This window comes from Maribacter sp. R77961 (assembly GCF_044594925.1).
GTDB lineage: Bacteria > Bacteroidota > Bacteroidia > Flavobacteriales > Flavobacteriaceae > Maribacter.
Map to the genome: position 1 here is coordinate 1,013,578 of NZ_CP138991.1, position 18,944 is coordinate 1,032,521.

General features: G+C 39.6%; 24 protein-coding genes. 16 read left to right on the forward strand and 8 right to left on the reverse strand.

Annotation, left to right across the window (positions count from 1 at the left end; genetic code table 11):
• Window positions 1–59: 59 nt before the first annotated feature.
• Window positions 60–488 carry a two-component system response regulator gene (locus tag SJY09_RS04350; protein WP_396637738.1) on the forward strand — a complete coding sequence of 143 codons (429 nt, stop codon included), beginning with the start codon at window positions 60–62 and terminating at the stop codon, window positions 486–488.
• An 8-nt stretch (window positions 489–496) separates the two neighbouring features.
• Here SJY09_RS04350 and SJY09_RS04355 read toward each other — a convergent pair whose 3' ends face one another.
• The 5 genes from SJY09_RS04355 to SJY09_RS04375 all read right to left on the reverse strand — a co-directional run bounded on the left by SJY09_RS04355 (window position 497) and on the right by SJY09_RS04375 (window position 4,539).
• A complete protein-coding gene (locus SJY09_RS04355; RefSeq protein ID WP_396637739.1) occupies window positions 497–1,342 on the reverse strand; it encodes a substrate-binding domain-containing protein in 846 nt (281 codons plus the stop codon).
• Window positions 1,339–2,211 (reverse strand): nucleoside phosphorylase, encoded by an 873-nt coding sequence (locus tag SJY09_RS04360; RefSeq protein WP_396637740.1) that lies wholly within the window; start codon window positions 2,209–2,211, stop codon window positions 1,339–1,341. Before SJY09_RS04360 ends, SJY09_RS04355 begins: the two co-directional genes overlap by 4 nt.
• A gap of 1 nt (window position 2,212) precedes the next feature.
• On the reverse strand, window positions 2,213–3,145 hold the full coding sequence (locus SJY09_RS04365; protein ID WP_396637741.1) for a DUF1835 domain-containing protein: 933 nt from the start codon (window positions 3,143–3,145) through the stop codon (window positions 2,213–2,215).
• Window positions 3,146–3,259: 114 nt separating this feature from the next.
• A complete protein-coding gene (locus tag SJY09_RS04370; protein ID WP_396637742.1) occupies window positions 3,260–3,586 on the reverse strand; it encodes a translation initiation factor in 327 nt (108 codons plus the stop codon).
• Window positions 3,587–3,588: 2 nt separating this feature from the next.
• Window positions 3,589–4,539, reverse strand: coding sequence for an isopenicillin N synthase family dioxygenase (locus tag SJY09_RS04375; RefSeq protein ID WP_396637743.1), 951 nt, complete (start codon window positions 4,537–4,539; stop codon window positions 3,589–3,591).
• Window positions 4,540–4,663: 124 nt separating this feature from the next.
• Here SJY09_RS04375 and SJY09_RS04380 point away from each other — a divergent pair, with 124 nt between their 5' ends.
• The 11 genes from SJY09_RS04380 (at window position 4,664) to SJY09_RS04430 (ending at window position 14,209) form a co-directional block, all read left to right on the forward strand.
• The gene (locus tag SJY09_RS04380; RefSeq protein ID WP_396637744.1) at window positions 4,664–6,640 is read left to right on the forward strand and encodes a thiamine pyrophosphate-dependent enzyme; all 1,977 of its coding nucleotides are present in this window, start codon (window positions 4,664–4,666) and stop codon (window positions 6,638–6,640) included.
• Window positions 6,641–6,787: 147 nt separating this feature from the next.
• A complete protein-coding gene (locus SJY09_RS04385) occupies window positions 6,788–7,270 on the forward strand; it encodes a hypothetical protein (protein ID WP_396637745.1) in 483 nt (160 codons plus the stop codon).
• 26 nt (window positions 7,271–7,296) lie between these two features.
• The gene (locus SJY09_RS04390; RefSeq protein WP_396637746.1) at window positions 7,297–7,995 is read left to right on the forward strand and encodes an OmpA family protein; all 699 of its coding nucleotides are present in this window, start codon (window positions 7,297–7,299) and stop codon (window positions 7,993–7,995) included.
• Window positions 7,996–8,067: 72 nt separating this feature from the next.
• On the forward strand, window positions 8,068–9,189 hold the full coding sequence (locus SJY09_RS04395; protein WP_396637747.1) for an NAD(P)/FAD-dependent oxidoreductase: 1,122 nt from the start codon (window positions 8,068–8,070) through the stop codon (window positions 9,187–9,189).
• Window positions 9,189–9,902, forward strand: a complete 714-nt coding sequence (locus tag SJY09_RS04400) for a methyltransferase domain-containing protein (protein ID WP_396637748.1) — start codon at window positions 9,189–9,191, stop codon at window positions 9,900–9,902. The genes SJY09_RS04395 and SJY09_RS04400 overlap by 1 nt, the downstream gene beginning before the upstream one ends.
• Window positions 9,903–9,908: 6 nt before the next feature.
• Window positions 9,909–10,964 carry a type III polyketide synthase gene (locus SJY09_RS04405; RefSeq protein ID WP_396637749.1) on the forward strand — a complete coding sequence of 352 codons (1,056 nt, stop codon included), beginning with the start codon at window positions 9,909–9,911 and terminating at the stop codon, window positions 10,962–10,964.
• Between the two features lie 13 nt (window positions 10,965–10,977).
• Entirely contained in the window at window positions 10,978–11,757 is a 780-nt protein-coding gene (locus tag SJY09_RS04410) for an SDR family oxidoreductase (RefSeq protein WP_396637750.1), read from the forward strand.
• A gap of 15 nt (window positions 11,758–11,772) precedes the next feature.
• Window positions 11,773–12,222, forward strand: a complete 450-nt coding sequence (locus SJY09_RS04415) for a 3-hydroxyacyl-ACP dehydratase FabZ family protein (RefSeq protein ID WP_396637751.1) — start codon at window positions 11,773–11,775, stop codon at window positions 12,220–12,222.
• On the forward strand, window positions 12,215–13,495 hold the full coding sequence (locus SJY09_RS04420; protein ID WP_396637752.1) for a beta-ketoacyl-[acyl-carrier-protein] synthase family protein: 1,281 nt from the start codon (window positions 12,215–12,217) through the stop codon (window positions 13,493–13,495). The genes SJY09_RS04415 and SJY09_RS04420 overlap by 8 nt, the downstream gene beginning before the upstream one ends.
• Before the next feature lie 24 nt (window positions 13,496–13,519).
• Complete coding sequence (locus tag SJY09_RS04425) at window positions 13,520–13,774, forward strand: acyl carrier protein (RefSeq protein WP_396637753.1); 255 nt, start codon at window positions 13,520–13,522, stop codon at window positions 13,772–13,774.
• A gap of 6 nt (window positions 13,775–13,780) precedes the next feature.
• On the forward strand, window positions 13,781–14,209 hold the full coding sequence (locus SJY09_RS04430; protein ID WP_396637754.1) for a hypothetical protein: 429 nt from the start codon (window positions 13,781–13,783) through the stop codon (window positions 14,207–14,209).
• Window positions 14,210–14,415: 206 nt separating this feature from the next.
• Here SJY09_RS04430 and SJY09_RS04435 read toward each other — a convergent pair whose 3' ends face one another.
• Complete coding sequence (locus SJY09_RS04435; RefSeq protein ID WP_396637755.1) at window positions 14,416–15,363, reverse strand: TerC family protein; 948 nt, start codon at window positions 15,361–15,363, stop codon at window positions 14,416–14,418.
• Window positions 15,364–15,462: 99 nt separating this feature from the next.
• On the reverse strand, window positions 15,463–15,966 hold the full coding sequence (locus SJY09_RS04440) for a YceI family protein (protein ID WP_396637756.1): 504 nt from the start codon (window positions 15,964–15,966) through the stop codon (window positions 15,463–15,465).
• Between the two features lie 137 nt (window positions 15,967–16,103).
• On the opposite strand from SJY09_RS04440, the gene SJY09_RS04445 reads away from it, so the two are divergent.
• The gene (locus SJY09_RS04445; protein WP_396637757.1) at window positions 16,104–16,457 is read left to right on the forward strand and encodes a hypothetical protein; all 354 of its coding nucleotides are present in this window, start codon (window positions 16,104–16,106) and stop codon (window positions 16,455–16,457) included.
• A gap of 1 nt (window position 16,458) precedes the next feature.
• On the opposite strand, the gene hpf is transcribed toward SJY09_RS04445, so the two are convergent.
• Entirely contained in the window at window positions 16,459–16,761 is a 303-nt protein-coding gene (hpf, locus tag SJY09_RS04450) for a ribosome hibernation-promoting factor, HPF/YfiA family (RefSeq protein ID WP_396637758.1), read from the reverse strand.
• Between the two features lie 195 nt (window positions 16,762–16,956).
• On the opposite strand from hpf, the gene SJY09_RS04455 reads away from it, so the two are divergent.
• From SJY09_RS04455 to SJY09_RS04465, 3 genes are all read left to right on the forward strand, one after another.
• The gene (locus SJY09_RS04455) at window positions 16,957–17,292 is read left to right on the forward strand and encodes a hypothetical protein (RefSeq protein WP_396637759.1); all 336 of its coding nucleotides are present in this window, start codon (window positions 16,957–16,959) and stop codon (window positions 17,290–17,292) included.
• 132 nt (window positions 17,293–17,424) lie between these two features.
• Complete coding sequence (locus tag SJY09_RS04460) at window positions 17,425–17,769, forward strand: hypothetical protein (RefSeq protein ID WP_396637760.1); 345 nt, start codon at window positions 17,425–17,427, stop codon at window positions 17,767–17,769.
• 34 nt (window positions 17,770–17,803) lie between these two features.
• Window positions 17,804–18,364, forward strand: coding sequence for a DUF4251 domain-containing protein (locus tag SJY09_RS04465; RefSeq protein WP_396637761.1), 561 nt, complete (start codon window positions 17,804–17,806; stop codon window positions 18,362–18,364).
• Window positions 18,365–18,944 lie beyond the last annotated feature (580 nt).

The following is an 18,944-nucleotide window of genomic DNA, read 5'->3' on the forward strand; positions in this document are numbered from 1 at the left end:
AGACTTTTTATTACTTTTGATAAGGTAATTTCTTACTTTTATAATTTAAAACCTAAGTTATGAGAAAATTCGACAATTTAAAATCAATTTTATTGGTAGATGATGACGAAGCTAGCAACTTTCTTCATTCTATATTCATTAATAAATTAGAACTTGGAATTGATGTGAACGCTGCTCTAAACGGGCAGGAAGCATTGGATTTTATTTTGGATAAAGGAGTCGATAAATTAGCCATGCCCTGTATGGTGATGTTAGATTTAAGAATGCCCGTTGTTGATGGTTGGAAGTTTATGGAGATGTATGAGGAACAAGTTCCTCAAGAATTAAAAGAACAAATCGTGATTGTTTTGGTCACCATTAGTGATAATGCCAATGATAAAGCCAAGGCAATCGCTAATCCTTACATTGCCGATTTCTCTCAAAAGCCTTTATCTGACAGTACTTTTAGGAAATTAATAAACAAACATTTTTCTTTAACCTTGGTCTAAATAGGAAATTACAAAAGAAAATTTTCAGAAGCTTTTTTGTCTTTTATAAGCGATAAGTGCATCAATGTGTCTTGTACTTTTGCCAAAGTCTCCGGTGAGAGTTGTTCCTGACTCCATTGCGTTAAGGCCATCCATGATTTAATATCCTCTAGTTTTTGTTTGTAGCGGTTCGCTAGCGTGCGATCTATACTGGGAATATTCTTAAAATCCCTAGTGTAGGTGTTAATTACTTCCAAAACATGATTTATAAGTCTAGGATTGCCATTTAAAAATTTATCGGTACCCACAATCATAAAACAGGGCCATGGGGTAGGGCAGTCTCCCAAACGCCTAAAGGTACCATCATCTACTAATGGCTTGGTCGTAAAATGTTCCCACATGAAATAATCGGCCTTACCATCTGTCAGTCCTTGCACAGCGCCATTAAGGTTATTAATAATTTCAAACTGCAAGGTGTCTAAGTCCCACTGATTATTTTGCGCATGAACATAAGCCATAAGATGACTCCCGCTTCCATAGCGACTAATAGCTGCTTTTGTGTTTTCTAGGTCAGCAATAGTTCGGTAAGCACTTTGAGCACCAACATGGATTCCCCATAATAAAGGAGTGGCTATGTATTCCTGAATGATTTTTGAGGGATTTCCCTCGGTTATACTCTTTACGATACCCTCGGTGAGGATAATTGCTAAGTCCGTTTCGCCATCTGCCAGTAGCTGACACATCTTTCCCGTACCCTCCGGGATATCGGTCCACTGTAAATCGATTCCACGTTGCTCAAAAGTACCTTCTTCAATAGCTAAATGCCAAGGAAGATTAAAATGCTCAGGGACTCCTATAATTTTTACGGTTTTCACGTGCTACTTAATTTTTGAAGTACAAATTTAATGAGTTCTTCTACGGATTTTGTTGGATTTTTAGAAAATTCTCCTGTAGCTCTATTGGCTAAGATACAATTTAGTGAAACTGCTTGATGTCCTAATAATTTAGATAGGGCATAGATACCGGACGTCTCCATTTCCAGATTAGTAATGCACTTGTTTTCATACGTAAAGCGTGCCAAGTTACTGGTGAAGTTTGCATCACTTGAAGAAATTCTTAGCGATCGTCCCTGAGGACCATAAAATCCTGTATTTGTAGCGGTTACACCTAATCGTATATGATTTTCTATAAAATGAGCGCCTAAATCAGTATCGAATTCGACCACATAGGGTCTTGCTTTTGTGTCGGACCACTTGGTTTGACCGATAAAAGCATCTTCAAATTCTTGATGCGTTGAAAAGTCATTTTCATAGAAGTGTAAAAGACCATCAAAACCTATTGCAAACCGACTCATTAAAAAAGAATCGATAGGAATATCCGGCTGAATGGCACCAGAGGTGCCCACACGTACTATTTTTAATCGTATACGATTTGAACGAACAGTTCTTGTTTCAAAATCGATATTTACCAGGGCGTCCAGCTCGTTTAAAACAATATCTATATTATCTGTTCCTATACCGGTTGATATTACACTGATGCGTTTACCGTTTAGAACTCCGGTATGGGTCAAAAACTCTCGTTTGCCTTTTTTTATGTCTACACGGTCAAAATGTTTAGAGACTTCCGCTACACGGTCAGGGTCACCTACGGTAATAATATGTGTGGCTATGTCTTCTGGTCGTAAATTCAGATGATAAATGCTGCCATCGTCATTTATGATAAGCTCAGAGGGGCTTAATTGCATATTATAGTTTTAATATGCGGTCTGAAGTAGTGTTGTAAAGAAAGTTATATTTTAATGCACCACCCAAATACACGTCATTATCCTGAATAACGGAATAATAATTGGTTTTTCCTTCTAGTATTTCTTTTCCCTTCTTAGAAAGCCTCACTGGATTAAAGGTGTTGAATAGTGGTTTTAATCTACTTATTGCTCTATCATATTGCGAATCACCGAAACCAAGATTTCCTTGATTTTCTAATACGGTCTTTAAGAGACCTGCTTTGTTCTTTGGTCGCTCGTTCACCGCAAGTCCTAAAATATTATTTTCCATCTGGTTTAAACCATTGTTGATGCTCGGAAAACGTTGCAAGTGCGATTTAATGGCATCCCCTAGATAGTTAAAATTATAATTATCAAAGTCTGTTAGGTTCTCCAGACGAATGGGGTTATTGCTGCAATATAATTGCCACACATAATCTGCGTATTCAATGTCATCTTGGTTTAGCTCAGTACGATTTTCGTAGAGGCTTCGTAGTTGTTCTTCGGAAAGTTCGTTTAGGCTATATAATTTGTCCGTTTCGCCTTCTTTGCCACTGCAAACCAATGAGATTTGTGCATATTTTCTATTCGCTAGAAGCCAACTGATTACGGCTAACATATTTACTTGGCAGAATAAATCGTACTCAAACCAAAGTACTATCTGGTCTTGTTGTTTATGATTACATAGAGAACGGTATTCCTTTAAGGTTTTTTCAATAAACCAAGATTTTGAGACTTTGTAATTTTTATGAAGAAACTCGTATCGGGTTTTCCAGAAAGATTCACTCCCAACGGTGGTAAGGGTTTTACCTTCACATAACATTTCACGCCAAGTGATGATATCTCCTTTAAGGTTTAAGGTTTTTAGACGGTCGGTAAAGCTGTCTCCATTAGTAATATGCAGTAGGGAACTCATTTCCAGTGTGGTTTAGGTTCTAGTGGTTAAATGTAAGGTTTAATGTAAAAAAACAAAAGAATTTAACATAAAAAGACGCAACCCTACTGGGTTAAAGCGGTCCGGCCAAATATATTAGCCGCCTACGCGCTTTACTTTAAAACCTTTCTCCATAAGAATGGTCATTATTTTATCCCTGTAATCTCCTTGAATAATGATTCTATCGTCCTTGAAACTTCCGCCAACGCTTAATTTGGTCTTTAGTTCTTTGGCCAATTTTTTAAAATCGTCATCCGCTCCGGTATATCCTTCTAGAATAGTAATGGGTTTGCCCTTTCGTTTTTCATACTTACATATGATAGGTTCCTCCTGCATCCAAAGTTCGTTCTTGGCGTCTTTTTCTAGTGTTTCCTCCGGAGTGTGCTCTGGAAACAGATTTTTGAGCTGATCTTTTAAGTCCATATTTATTTTTTTATGAGTCCAAGTTCAATAAGACGTTCATGTAAGAATTCACCAGCTGTAATATCTTCAAATTGTTTTGGATGTGTTTCATCAACACAATTCTCCAAACAGTTTAGTGGCATTTCGCTTATTGGGTGCATAAAAAAGGGTATAGAGTACCTAGAGGTTCCCCAAAGTTCCTTTGGTGGGTTCACCACTTGGTGTATTGTGGACTTTAATTTGTTGTTAGAGAGTCGGGATAACATATCACCAACATTGATCATAAGTTGGTCGGGTCTAGCGATAGCATCAACCCATTCCCCCTTATGGTTCTTCACCTGCAATCCTTTTCCGTGAGCTCCCATTAATAGCGTGATTAAATTAATATCGCCATGTGCCGCTGCCCGCACTGCATTCTTTGGTTCGGAGGTTATTGGAGGATAGTGAATTGGTCTTAAAATAGAATTCCCATTGGTGATGAAATCATCAAAATAGGATTCTTCCAGATGAAGATGAAGCGCTAGCGCTCGTAATACATAGCGCGCTGTTTTTTCTAACATTTTATATGTTTCTTCGCCAACCTTGTTAAAATTGGGAAGTTCTTTTACCGTTACGTTATCCGGATACGCTGCTTCAAGCTTTGGATTATCATTGACATACTGTCCAAAATGCCAAAACTCTTTCAAATCGCCTTCTTTTCTTCCTTTCGCATGTTCCTTTCCAAAAGAGGTGTAACCACGTTGACCACCTATTCCAGGAATTTCGTAGCTATCCTTGATGTCTTGCGGAAGATCAAAGAACTTCTTTATTTCCGAATAAAGATTACCTACCAATTCTTCTGATAGGAAATGCCCACCCAAGGCTACAAAACCAATTTCTTCAAATGCTTTTCCAATTTCCTGAATAAACTTCTCTTTTCTTGAGTCATCCCCAGAAATAAAATCCGATAAATCTACGCTTGGCACTACACTCATGAGCTTTTCTTTCTTGTTTCCGTAAAATTACAAATTATTGCGTAGTTCACGTATTGTTATAATACTATTGCTAACTTGCTTCTTTGTTATATTTATATAGAATTTAAAAAAGGTTTTTAATTCGATGGATTACGATAAATTTCAGGTAACGGACGAAATAAAGCTACAGCTTTATAAGGCAATGCTAAAACCTAGGTTGATAGAAGAAAAGATGCTGATACTACTTCGGCAGGGTAAAATCTCTAAATGGTTCAGTGGTGTTGGTCAAGAGGCTATATCCGTTGGCGTTTCCAGTGCTTTACATGATTCGGAATATATTTTACCGATGCATCGTAATTTAGGTGTCTTTACCACACGGAAAATTCCACTTTACCGACTTTTTGCGCAATGGCAAGGTAAGGCAAGCGGGTTTACCAATGGCAGGGACAGAAGTTTTCATTTTGGTACGCAGGAATATAGGATAGTTGGGATGATATCTCATTTGGGTCCACAACTAGGAGTGGCCGATGGTATTGCACTAGCTCACAAGCTCCGGAAGGAAAACAAGGTAACAGCAGTTTTTACGGGAGAAGGGGCTACGAGTGAAGGAGATTTTCACGAGGCCCTTAATGTTGCAGCGGTCTGGGGTTTACCGGTATTATTCTGTATTGAAAATAATGGTTATGGACTTTCCACTCCAACAGACGAGCAATTCAGATGCGAACATCTAGCCGATAAAGGAGCAGGTTATGGCATGGAATCACATATCATCGATGGCAATAATATCCTAGAGGTTTATACTAAAGTAAATGCCCTTAGCGAAGCTATTCGTGCAAATCCACGACCCGTACTACTAGAGTTTAAAACTTTTAGAATGCGAGGTCATGAAGAGGCAAGCGGCACCAAATACGTACCAACAGAACTTATGGAGGCTTGGGCCAAAAGGGACCCCATAGCTAATTTTGCCGATTATCTAAAAGACAATAAGGTCTTGGACGATGTCTCGGAAAGTGAGCTGAGAATGGAAATCAGTAAGGAAATCGATACTAATTTACAACGGGCTTATGATGAAGAAGCTATTGTATTTAGTGAAAGTAAAGAATTAAATGATGTCTATTTAAATAATGATTTTAAGATAATTGAACCAACTATTCACACAAAGAATATACGTCTGGTAGATGCCATCTCCGATGGTCTTCGTGGCGCAATGGAAAAACATGAGAACTTGGTTATTATGGGGCAAGATGTTGCGGAGTACGGAGGTGTCTTTAAAATTACGGATGGTTTTGTGGACGCTTTCGGTAAGGAACGAGTTCGGAATACACCCATTTGTGAATCGGCAATTGTTTCCGCTGCCATGGGTCTTTCGATAAACGGAATGAAGGCTGTGATGGAAATGCAATTTGCTGATTTTGCCAGTAGCGGCTTTAATCCTATCGTAAATTACTTGGCAAAAACACATTACAGATGGGGCGAGAAGGCCGATGTTGTGATTAGAATGCCCTGTGGTGGTGGCGTTGCGGCGGGTCCTTTTCATTCACAGACCAATGAGGCGTGGTTTACCAAAACCCCAGGGTTAAAAGTAGTCTATCCTGCATTTCCTTCGGATGCTAAAGGATTACTGGCTACTGCTATTGAAGACCCCAATCCCGTACTGTTCTTTGAACATAAGGGGCTATACAGAAGTGTATATCAAGATGTACCCACCAATTATTATACAATTCCGTTCGGGGAAGCCTGTTTGCTACGCGAGGGAGATGCTATTACTATAGTTAGTTATGGTGCCGGAGTACACTGGGCTTTAGAGACTTTGGATATTCATAAGCAGGTCAAAGCCGACCTTCTAGATTTAAGGACTTTAGCGCCCTTGGATATGGAAAGTATCTACAAATCGGTTAGAAAGACGGGAAAATTAATCATACTACAAGAAGATAGTGGCTTTGGAGGAATTGCCAGCGATATCTCCAGTTTGGTGATGGAAACTTGTTTTGAATACTTGGACGGACCCATAAAGAGAGTCGCCAGTATGGAAACACCTATTCCTTTTAATGCAGAGCTTGAACGTAATTATCTGGCCAAATCAAAATTTGAGGAGGCTTTGTTGACCTTACTAGCTTACTAGCGAATCCGTTAACATCCTTACGATTAAAGTCAATAGTACATCCAGATTTTCGGAATCTTTGTGCACATTAATAATAGATTAGCCTTTGGATACATCCGACTAGGGAATATAAACGTATATAAAGCTAACCGTAAATCTAAATAAGTTATGAGAAAAATACTATTGCTTTTAGGAGTAAGTGTATTCATGTTGGCTTCTTGCTCCGTTTCTAAAGATGCAAGAGGGAAAAGAAATCTTTTAAGTGGTTCATGGACATTGGATAATGTCTCTTTCGCGAACAATACCGGTAACTTCAAAGCCACCTTGTTCAATGATGTAGAAGACATCTGTTTAGAAGGTAGCGATTGGTTCTTCCGCGATAATAATAGTACTGGGCGTTATACGATAACCCCATCCACGCTATGTAATGGCGGAGACCGTTTTATCAGATGGTCCGTAGTGGAGCGTGAAGAAAACTATTCAAGTCAATTACAATTTAAATTTATAGATGAGAAACGTAAGGATATTTCCGGCGGACTCGGATATCGTTTAAATATTGAAAATCTGACCGAACAGGCCATGCAGCTCAAGTCCAACGTAATGGTAGATGGTGAAACAGTCACCGTGGTGTACGATTTTACAAGAAAATAATATAAACCTACTTTAAACTAGAAATAATGAGAAGAAGTATTTTAAAAAGAAGTGCCAGTATGGTCATCACCTTAGCTTTAGTGCTAAGTTGTAGTACCGTTAAAAACGCAAATAAAACACAAAAAGGTGCGGCTATAGGAGCTGCAGGAGGTGCGGTCATAGGTGGTGTTCTAGGAAATAATATCGGTAACGGAAATAACACCGCCCTGGGAGCCATTTTAGGTGCTGCAATAGGTGGTGCCGCTGGTGGTTATATCGGTAACCGAATGGACAGACAAGCGGAACGTATAGAAGAGGAGATACCAGGAGCGGAGGTAAAGCGTGTTGGAGAAGGTATTAATGTTACTTTCAATGAAGATGCCGGTGTTTATTTTGATACGAATAAGTCTAATGTTAAAGGTACTTCCGCAACAACATTGGATAAATTAGCAGGAATTTTTAAGGAGTATCCAAATTCAAATGTTTTGGTAGAAGGCCATACCGATAGTGCAGGACCGGAAGACTATAACATGAACCTTTCTAAACAACGCGCGGAATCGGTTACCACTTATTTGGTCGAAAAAGGAATTGCTGCTAATAGGTTTTCTACCAAATGGTATGGAGAATTACAACCTGTTGGTGATAATACCACAAACGATGGTAAAGCCAAAAATAGGCGAGTGGAGCTAGCAATTGTCGCTAGTGAAGAACTAAAGGAAGAGGCGGTTGAACAGACAAAACAATAATTTTTACACATACCGTTAATTAAATCCTCGCAGTAGCGGGGATTTTTTTTGGAAAGATGTTATTTTCACGTAGTGAAGGAATATGATGTTGTTATCGTGGGTGGTGGATTAGCTGGGCTTACTTCCGCTATTGCCCTATCCAAAGAAGGCTTTGATGTATTGGTCTTTGAGCCGAATAAGTACCCCCATCACAAAGTATGTGGAGAATATGTTTCGAATGAAGTGGTGCCCTATTTAGAATCGCTCGGAGTGGCATTGGACAAGGCGGGTGCCGTGCCCATTACCGATTTTCAAATAAGCGCGGTTGATGGTCGTTTTGCAGAGGCGAAACTTCCTTTGGGAGGCATTGGGATCAGCAGGTATGCGCTAGACCATACGCTCTACAAAAGAGCGCTAGAAGTAGGGGTGAACTTCATTTTTTCTAAGGTTTCCAGTATTAATTTCCAGAATGATGCATTCCAAGTAAACACGGCATCGGAGGTTTATAAGGCCTTCATCGTAATTGGTGCCTATGGCAAACGGGATGCATTGGATAAAACCTTAAATAGGAACTTTAGTTTTCAAAAACACGCTTGGTTAGCGGTAAAGGCCCATTATAAGTCTCCTGATTTCTCGGATAACTTAGTTGCCTTACATAACTTCCCTGGCGGTTATGGCGGACTCTCCAAAACCGAGAGCGGTGCTGTGAATTTCTGTTATTTGGCACACTACGATTCCTTTAAGAAGTATCCGAACATTGACGATTTTAATCAAAAGATTGTTGCGCAGAACAAAAATTTAGATAGCTTTTTCAAGGTATCGGAACCCTTGTTCGAAAAGCCTTTGACCATAGCACAAATCGCCTTTGAAAGGAAAGAACCGGTAGTGAACCATATTTTAATGTGTGGGGATACGGCAGGTCTTATACACCCCTTGTGCGGAAATGGAATGGCCATGGCCATTCACAGTGCCAAGCTGGCATCGGACTGTATCGTTACTTATTTGGAAAGTAAAAGTAAAGACCGAAGCAAATTGGAAAAGGATTATCAAAAACGCTGGCATACAACTTTTAGCAAAAGACTCTGGTACGGACGTAAATTACAACAGGTATTATTACATAAAAAGTGGGTCAATAGCGGTGTAGGATTAGCAGCTTCCTCTGGAAAAATCCTTCGTTACATAATTCGCAAAACACATGGTAAACCAATCGTATAATGGTGAATTTTAAGCATAGAAGTGAGCAAGAAGAAATCATGGATAACTATGATGGGAGCAAAGAAACACTAAAAATAGTCCTAGACGATATTACGCGAGTGAATAAAATTCTTGGGGGTAATACAATTACGGTAGATGCCGTATTTAGGCTAATAGAAGAGAATCCTAAAGAATCGTATACGATTTTAGATATGGGGTGTGCGGACGGAAACATGCTTCGACTACTTGCGGATAGTGCCAAAAAGCAAAATAGAAAGTTTCGTTTGATAGGAGTAGACCTTAATGGGGATGCCTTGGATATCGCTCGGGAAGCATCTAAGGATTATCCAGAGATAACCTATTACGAAAAGAATATTCTAAGTGATGATTTCTCCAACCTTGAGGTAGATATTATAATTACGACGTTGACCATGCATCATTTCAAAGATGCGGACATTCTAACATTTATGCGTCAATTTATAAAATTGTCTTCCATAGGGATTGTGATAAACGATTTACAGAGAAGCAGACTTGCGTATTATTTGTTCCAAATATTTAGCCTTATTTTTATTAAAACAAAAGTTGCTAAGATAGATGGTCTTATTTCTATAAGTAAAGGTTTTAGAAAACAGGACCTAGAAGCGTTTGCAAATACCTTGAAAGGAGTGTCACACGCCATAAAATGGAAATGGGCCTTTAGATATGTATGGGTACTGCGTAAAAAGCGACTATAAATGCCTATGAACGATACAAGAATAGTCGCGGTAGCAAAAGAACTGCCAGAACATTGCCGCGAGACAAAAGATATTATTCCTTACGTGGATTTTTGGTTGCAGGGCCAAGAGGAACGCTTTAGGCGTAAAGTGGTTAAGATTTTCGAGGGTGCTGCGGTGGACAAGCGTTATGGTATTATGCCCATTGAAGAAGTGTTCTTGGCCTCTTCTTTTGAGGAGAAAAATGCGATTTATGCAAGGGAATCTAAGAAACTGGGTAGAAAAGTACTAGAAAAGGCCCTAAAAAAGGCAGATTGGGCGCCAGGCTCCTTAGACTACATTATCACCGTAAGTTGTACCGGTATCATGATTCCCTCCTTGGATGCTTATCTTATAAACGAGCTTAATCTAAGGCAGGATATTGTACGGCTGCCAGTAACCGAAATGGGCTGTGCTGCAGGAGTATCCGGTATTATCTATGCAAACAATTTTCTTAAGGCGAATCCGGACAAGCGCATAGCGGTGGTCTCTGTTGAAAGTCCAACAGCGACTTTTCAACTTACCGATTATTCTATGGCCAACATGGTGAGTGCCGCTATCTTTGGTGATGGGGCCGCCTGTGTATTATTATCTTCGGAAACGCAGGCAAAAGGTCCGAGAATTATGGGCGAGGACATGTACCACTTTAGGGATGCAACGGAACTGATGGGTTTTGACCTTACGAACCACGGGTTAAAAATGATTCTAGACCCTAAAGTTCCAGAAACGATTGCAAATCATTTTCCGGCTATTGTGCATCCTTTTTTAGAAAAGTATGGGAGCGCCATTGAAAACGTGGAGCATTTAATTTTTCATCCCGGAGGAAAGAAAATAGTGCAGACCGTTGAGGAACTTTTTGGAAAGTTAGGTAAGAATATAAACGATACTAGGGCCGTATTACAATTATACGGGAATATGAGTAGTGCTACAGTATTATACGTGTTAGAACGTTTTATGGAAAAGGATATAAAAGAAGGCGAGCAGGGTTTAATTTTGAGTTTTGGACCAGGTTTTTCTGCACAACGCGTATTATTGGAATGGTAATATCATAAGTGAAATGGAAAAGAATTGGGCTTTAGTATTAGGAGGTAGTAATGGCTTGGGTTTGGCAACAGCGACTAAATTGGCCAAACACGGCTTTCATATTGTAATTGTTCATCGGGATAGACGTTCGGAGATGGATACCATTGAAGCTAATTTTGAGGTAATGAGGACCATGGGTGTACAAGTAAAAACCTTTAACGCCGATGCTTTAAGTCCAATTAGGCAAAAGGAGCTCGTAAAGGAAATCAAAACGATGCTTCCGGAAGGTCATCACATAAAAGTCTTGGTTCATAGTATTGCTAAAGGAAGTTTAAAACCCATGCATCCCAAGGAAGGAGCGCCATTGTCCAATCAAGATATAAAAATCACTTTTGAGGCCATGGCGCTAAGTTTATATGAATGGACAAGACTTTTAGTGGACGAGAATCTTTTTGCTGCTGATTCTCGAATAATTTCGTTCACAAGTGAAGGAAACACGAGGGCCTTACCCAATTATGGGGCAGTTTCTGTAGCAAAAGTAGCCTTAGAAGCCCTTACACGTAATATGGCCTTAGAATTCGCTCCTTTGGGTATAAAGGCAAATTGCATTCAGGCTGGTGTTACCCTCACCAAGTCCTTTCAGATGATTCCCGGTCAGGACCAAATAAAAGAACACGCTTTAAAGCGTAATCCAAACGGCAGGCTGACAACGCCCGAAGATATAGCCAATGCAGCTTATTTGTTGACTAGGGATGAGGCCAAATGGATTACCGGCACTGTAATTAAGGTGGACGGGGGAGAAAGTTTACGATAACTTAGTTTAATGATTATGAGTTTTGAGCATATTCTAAATAGTTTACCCTACGCAGCTCCATTTTTATTTGTGAATGGTCTAAACCGTTTGGATGATGATGGTGTTGAAGGGCATTTTACATTTGAACCGGAAATGGATTTTTATAAGGGTCACTTCAAGGGGGACCCGGTTACTCCAGGGGTTATTCTAACGGAATGCTGCGCACAAATTGGCCTCGTCTGTTTAGGATTACACCTATTGAGCAAGGAGAACGTGGTATTGGATAGAGCAGGGATAGGCTTCAGTAGTTCAGAAATGGAGTTTCTTAAGCCAGTATTCCCGGGAGAAAAAGTAACCGTCATTTCAAAAAAAAACTACTTCCGTTTTCATAAACTAAAGTGCGAAGTAAAAATGCACGATACCAAAGGAGACTTGGTATGCAAAGGAATTCTGGCCGGTATGTTAACTAACGATACGGATGGGTAGACGCGTCGTTATAACAGGATTAGGCGTGTGTGCACCCAACGGTGTAGGTCTTGAAAACTTCAAGGAGGCTCTGCATGTGGGCAAAAGTGGCATCCGTCATCAATCAAAGTTAGAAGAACTTAACTTTAGCTGTCAAATCGCTGGAGCACCATTAATTAAAGATAATCTCTTAAACCAATACTTTACACCCTTACAGTTGCGAGGATTGAACGCTTCAGGTCTAGTTTTTGGGGTTATTGCGGGTACGGACGCTTGGAAGGATGCGGGATTGGAAAAGAATACGGCAGACGAACCCTACTGGGATTATGGGGTGCTGTTCGGTACGGGAATTCTCGGTGTAGATAAATTACGGGAATCCATTCATAGGGTAGACGATAAGAATGTGAGGCGGGTAGGAAGTACCACGGTGGTACAGACCATGGCTAGCGGCATTAGCGCATATCTCGGTGGGATTTTAGGATGCGGCAATCAAGTGACCACCAATTCCTCGGCCTGTACAACGGGAACAGAAGGGGTTTTAATGGCTTACGAGCGTATTTCCCAAGGAAAAGCGGAAGTAATGCTTACGGGCAGCTGCAGTGATAGCGGACCCTACGTTTGGGGCGGATTTGACGCCATGCGCATACTTCCCAGAAATTATAATGATAATCCTGCGAGTGCCAGCAGACCCATGAGCGCATCGGCCAAGGGCTTTGTTCCGGGAAGTGGGGCAGGAGCTTTGGTGTTGGAATCCCTAGAAAGTGCAAAAAAACGAGGTGCTAAAATTTATGCAGAGGTTTTAGGCGGTGAGATAAATAGCGGTGGACAACGTGGAGAAGGTTCCATGACCGCACCCAACAGTATGGCCGTTCAGCGCTGTATTGAAAATGCAGTTGCCAATGCAGGTATAACTGCGGATGCTATCGATGTTATCAATGGACACCTGACCGCAACTACAAAAGATGCCTTAGAAGTTACCAATTGGAGCACCGCTCTGGACCGTGGCGATGCTGATTTTCCCTACATCAACTCCTTTAAAGGAATGATAGGGCATTGTTTAGCCGCTGCGGGGAGTATTGAATGTGTTGCTGCAGTGCTGCAGTTTGAAGAAGCTTGTGTATTTGGAAATATCAACTGTGAAGATTTGAACCCGGCGATCACTTCGGTTGTTTCAGCACATAAAATACCTCAAAAAACCATTCCCTATCCACCTAAAATGATTGCCAAGGCCAGTTTTGGTTTTGGAGATGTAAATGCTTGTGTTATTTTTAAGGCTTTTAACGACGAACCCTAAAAGAACTACTCTTAGAATTAGCCTATGCAAGAAGAAGATAAGTATACTTCCTTAAAGAATATTGTAAAAATATACCTTCCTGAAGACGTTAGTGTTGAAGCTATTAAACCGGAAAGCAATTTCATTTCAGAACTCAATATCAATTCGGCCAATTTGGTTGACATTGTACTAGATGTCGAAGACGCTTTTGATATTCGGTTAGAAAATGAAGATATGGACCAAATGCAGACGGTAAAGGATGCCTTGGCAATTATCGACAAGAAGCTGGCTGATAAATAAACGGTAATGAAGGATTTTCTTGATTGGGCGAAAGCGCAGCTTAAAGTGGACAAAAGATTACTGCTTGTATACTGTACGGTATATTTTATGTGGGGACTAGGGATGAACTGGTTTGGAACGGAGGTAGAAATCGCTAGATTTACTTTTTGGTGGCAAGTTATTACCTGTTACATTCTATATATGGTGCCCATATCCCTACTCTTGCGCAAGCAACCTTTTCATGCACAATATGCCTACGGTCTTATAGCCATGTGTTTGTTGGAATTTGGGGGATATGCGCTAGAGACTTCATACGCTTATCCAAATAATCTGTTGGACCAATTTTTTGGCGAACGTACCTTTGCACTGGGTATGGCACTATTCTTCGGGCTTTACTTTCCTTTCGGTAATTGGGCCGTTGCTAAAATTTACAAGGCTATTTTTAACGATAGATAATTCGCTTTGCATTAATTGCAATACTTGAAATAGTGGCAGTTAGAGTGTTTGCTTTTTCAATCTTTCATTATAAAATCAAATTGAATTTAGAACCCTCGGCTTCGCTCAGGCCATCGCCCTTGGGAACATAAAGCTTCTCGATACTCCCGAGACTTCGGGATTTACTCCCAAAAAGGTGGTAAAAACATACTCCAACTTTCCAACAATTATACTTCCTTTTCTTTCTCTGGGATCAATAGGGATGCCAATACGCCGGAAATCAATGAAACGGATATAACGGTAAGCGAGACCCATTCCGGTAAGTGGATAAAGTGAGAGAATAACATCTTTAGTCCTACGAAAGCTAAAATAACTACGAGACTGTAGTTGATAAAGCGAAATTTTGCCAGCATGCGAGATATCAGAAAATACATGGACCGCAAACCTAGTATCGCCAGAATATTAGAACTAAAAACGATAAAAGGGTCAGCCGTAATAGCGAGTATGGCCGGAATACTATCCAAGGCAAAAAGTATATCGGTAAGTTCAATAACGATAAGCGCCACAAATAGGGGAGTGGCGGCACGGACACCCATCTTTTTCACAAAGAAATCATGACCGTTAATCTGGCTTGTAATGGGGTATATTTTTTTTAATTGTTTGAAGACAAAGGAATCCTTGGGATTGAAATCGGTATCGTCACTTTTCAACATTTTAAATGCCGTGTACAGGAGAAATATACCGAAAACGTATATGATCCATTCAAATTTGGTAATCAAGGCCACACCGAAAAGAATCATTAAAGCCCTAAAAATAATGGCTCCTAAAATCCCCCAGAACAGCACGCGATGTTGGTATAGCGCCGGAATCTTGAAAGCGGAGAAAATAACCGCGATTACGAAAACATTATCTATACTTAAAGACAGTTCAATTAGATACCCGGTGATGTATTTTAGAACGGCATCGTTTGGCGTTAATCCCGTAGGATTTTCTGTTAATCCTGATGAAAATAACCAGTAGATAACACCACTAAAAGCCAGGGCTACGCTTACCCAAATAGCGGTCCATATACCAGCTTCCTTAGATTTGATAACATGGTCGTTCTTATGGAAAACACCGAGGTCCAAGGCTAGGAAAACCACTACACAAGCAATAAAAATAGTCCAAACGAGCATAAAATGAGAATTGAAAGCGCGAAGTTAAACATCATTTTTAGAATGCTATAATTATAGCTAAAAAATGTTAAAATGAAGCGCTACGTTAAGCTGCACAACTTATTCCAGTTCCAAATCGAACCGAACGAGCACTTTATTGGACGTTCTTCCTTTCTTAAGGATAGTAATATCAAAATCCGAGGCAAATAGGGTAGTAGTGCCCTTTAATGTAGTTCCAATTTTGGTAAAACGTATGCTTATGGGTTTTGTAATTCCTTTTATAGTTAGGTTACCATTAACCAGGAGGGCATTGTTCTGTCTTTTTACCTCGGTACTTTTAAAGGAAATCTTTGGATGTTCGTCCGCATCAAAGTATTTACTGCCCCTTAGGGACCAATCACGCAGAAAATTACCGGTCTTTATCGTTTCTGTCTGTACGGAACCTTGAATAACCGAGTTCTCTGGAGTATCCCAGTCTATATTGGAAGCGGAGCTGAAGCCTTCTAAGGTTCCATCAACATCTTTTGCCACAAATGTAAAACTGATTTTAGCATTGTTTATTTGTTGCCCGTTTACTTGGTGTTGCAGCGCAAAGGCTATAAAAAGGAAAATTATTTTTTTCATGGTGTAACTATTTGATACTAAGTTTTTAAACATCCGACGAACGGTATTACATTATCGACATAGAAACCGATAGGTCTACAAATATAGTCGGTGTTTTCAAAATAGATTACTTTTCAATCGAGTACATAAGATGTAAAATGAAAAAAACGACCCTTTGGGCTAAAAGCCTAGTTGTGTTCGTAGGCGGTATATTCATGGCTACGGCACAGTCAACAGAGAAAACACCAGTTAAGGTCCAGAAACGCACCTTAATGAACAAGTTTGAACCGGATTATGTGAAACCCGTGGACGAACGTATTGCATTAAAGGAAAAACGCATTGCTACCCAGCGTAAAACGAAAAAAATATTGGATACTTTGGATATCTCGGACCGCAAACGCCGGAGGTTGATGCGAGAATTGAAGCGTAGTCCGTTTTCGGAACGTATTCATAAAACCATTCTTGCCGAAACCAAATTCGAGGACGAGATAGACGAAAATCCTAAAAAATAGCTTAGTGCGATTTCATCTTCGCCTTTCGCTTTTCCAACTGTCTTTCTAAATCACTAACAGATTCAGAAATAGACGCTTCAAAACTGGCATGACTCGCTTCCGCAAATAGACGCGGACCCGGAGCACTTAAACGAATATTGCAGATCATACCCGTATCCGGGGAAGAAGTATTCTCTTTTTTAAAGAAAACATCGGCACGAACAATAAAGTCAAACTTATCCAACAGCTTTTCTAGTTTAGAGGCTGCCATAATTTCTAGCCTGTTACTGGCCTTTACATCGTCATATTCAAAATTGATATTCATACGTTAATTTGTTTAGGATTAAGGTAGACATTTCCTACATATTTTTCAATGTTACCACCGGGTTAATTTTTGCTTAAAAGCACTAAATTTTAGTTAAAGATTGATTATGTGATAATTATCATTAAAAATCATATCGAAAAAATGCGTAATTTATAACGTATAAGCTATAGTTATAACTTTCAAATACCGCGACCTATGGATACAAAACGCTTAAAGAACGATTTGAGGGATGTGAATTCCTCTTTGGTTCGCATACAACGTAGTTATAGTGAATTGCTGAAATGTAAGGAGAAAATGTCTTCCTACCTATGTGAACCCACAACATCAAACTTATTTGAAACTAGGGAAAGCCTAAGGTCTAAAATGGAAACTCTAATAGCAGAACACTTAGCGTTGTTACACCAATTGGAACACGAGAAAGAGCGTTTCAATAAAGAATTAGGGGTAATTAAAGATCAGTTGTTGGCCGTTAAACAATTGGAGAAGGGGATAAGCAATTATATGTTGGCCGCGCATCCGTTAGTGGGATAGCGGACAGGCTATTTGAATATTTTAATCCAACGATTAAAAGTGCTTAACTATAGATGAAGAGTGGCATTTAGGAAAAAAATACAAGCTTTATTTATTTTATGGTATTTTGGTAGTAGACACTATTAAAAGCTTATGAAAAAATTATTTTTTTTATGCCTATGCATGGCCGGTATGGCCAGTCATGGGCTAACTGCACAGACCAAAGTACAGGATACTTCAATTACTAAGAAAAAGACCATAAGAGCAGTTGAAGAGGATGAAGGTCCAATAATGTTAAAGTTTGAACCTGATTATGCGGCAGAGCAGCTAAAACGTAGAAATGCGATTTTGGAAAAACGAAGGATGATAGATACGATGGATATTTCTGAAAAGAGAAAATTACGGCTCATCAAAGAACTGTATCGTGATTTGAATTCTAAACGGGTACAAAAGGCCTTATTGGCTGAAACGAAATTTGAAGACGAATCGGATAAGTAGGCGAAGGGCGCTAAAAATGCATAATAATTTGGTAATGAATAGAATAGGGGCTTTAATCGTGGTTTTGGTCGTATTACTTGGATGTAGTAGTACGAAGAAAACCAATGTAAATCCCGAGGAATTAGCTGCTTTTAAACGATTTGTAGAAAACGGACGTTTTGAATTTAACGCTACGGCGGCATTTCCATTGCAAACACAGGCTTTTACGAGTGTGGCGAACTCCGGATTGCTGCAGCCAGGGAGTAATTCTGGCCGTATAGATTTAACGGGAAACCCTAGTTATATTAAGATTATGGGCGATAGTATCTCCGCATATTTACCATATTTTGGGGAACGACGCGTATCTGGCGGTTATGGCGCAAATACGGACATTAGCTTTAACGGAAGAGTAAAGGACTATGAAATAGTACGCGATAGCCTAAAGCATACTTACAAGATAGATTTTCGAATGGAACAAAACACGGAAGTCTATGATGTGCATTTAACGGTATTTCCAAGTAGGAATGCAAACCTGAGTTTAAATAGTACACAACGCAGTACTATCCGCTATGATGGTGTAGTTCAGGAACTCACCGAGACTAAAGTCAACAAGTAAGGAAACACTAATTTTTTAATGGTTATAGAACAGAACTGGTGGAAGAGCCGAGTTATAGGAAGTAGGTTTTAAAATATTCTATTTTACATAATATAAATTATAGTACAGTTTGGTATATAAGTATTTGTACGTCAACACCTTAGCTGTAAGCTATAATTCTATTATGTAAAATATCCCTCGCATTTGTAGCTTTTATTCGAATTACTAACAGGGTCATCAACCTTTTTAATTCACGCAGCTTCAATATTCTCACACAGAAAAAACTTTTTAGAAAATTTCAAATTCTTAGAAACCCAAACAAGAAACATTTCGTCTGTACCTATAATTAGCCGTTATGTAAAATAGCCGCTACCAAGCGCTCGATTGCTTTTTAAAATCAAATTGCTCAGGCAATTTATTTTAAACACAATTTGCCATCGCTTGCCAACGCCATTTAAAAGCTAGCCTTTTAGATTTTTTTAAAATTCTCGTATTTGAGGAAATGTGTGCAAGATTTTTTTCTACGACATTCTCGTCAGCTTGCCGCAACAGCTAAAATTTTCTCTGCGAGCAAATTCTTAGCCCTTGCTAACCTCTCGTC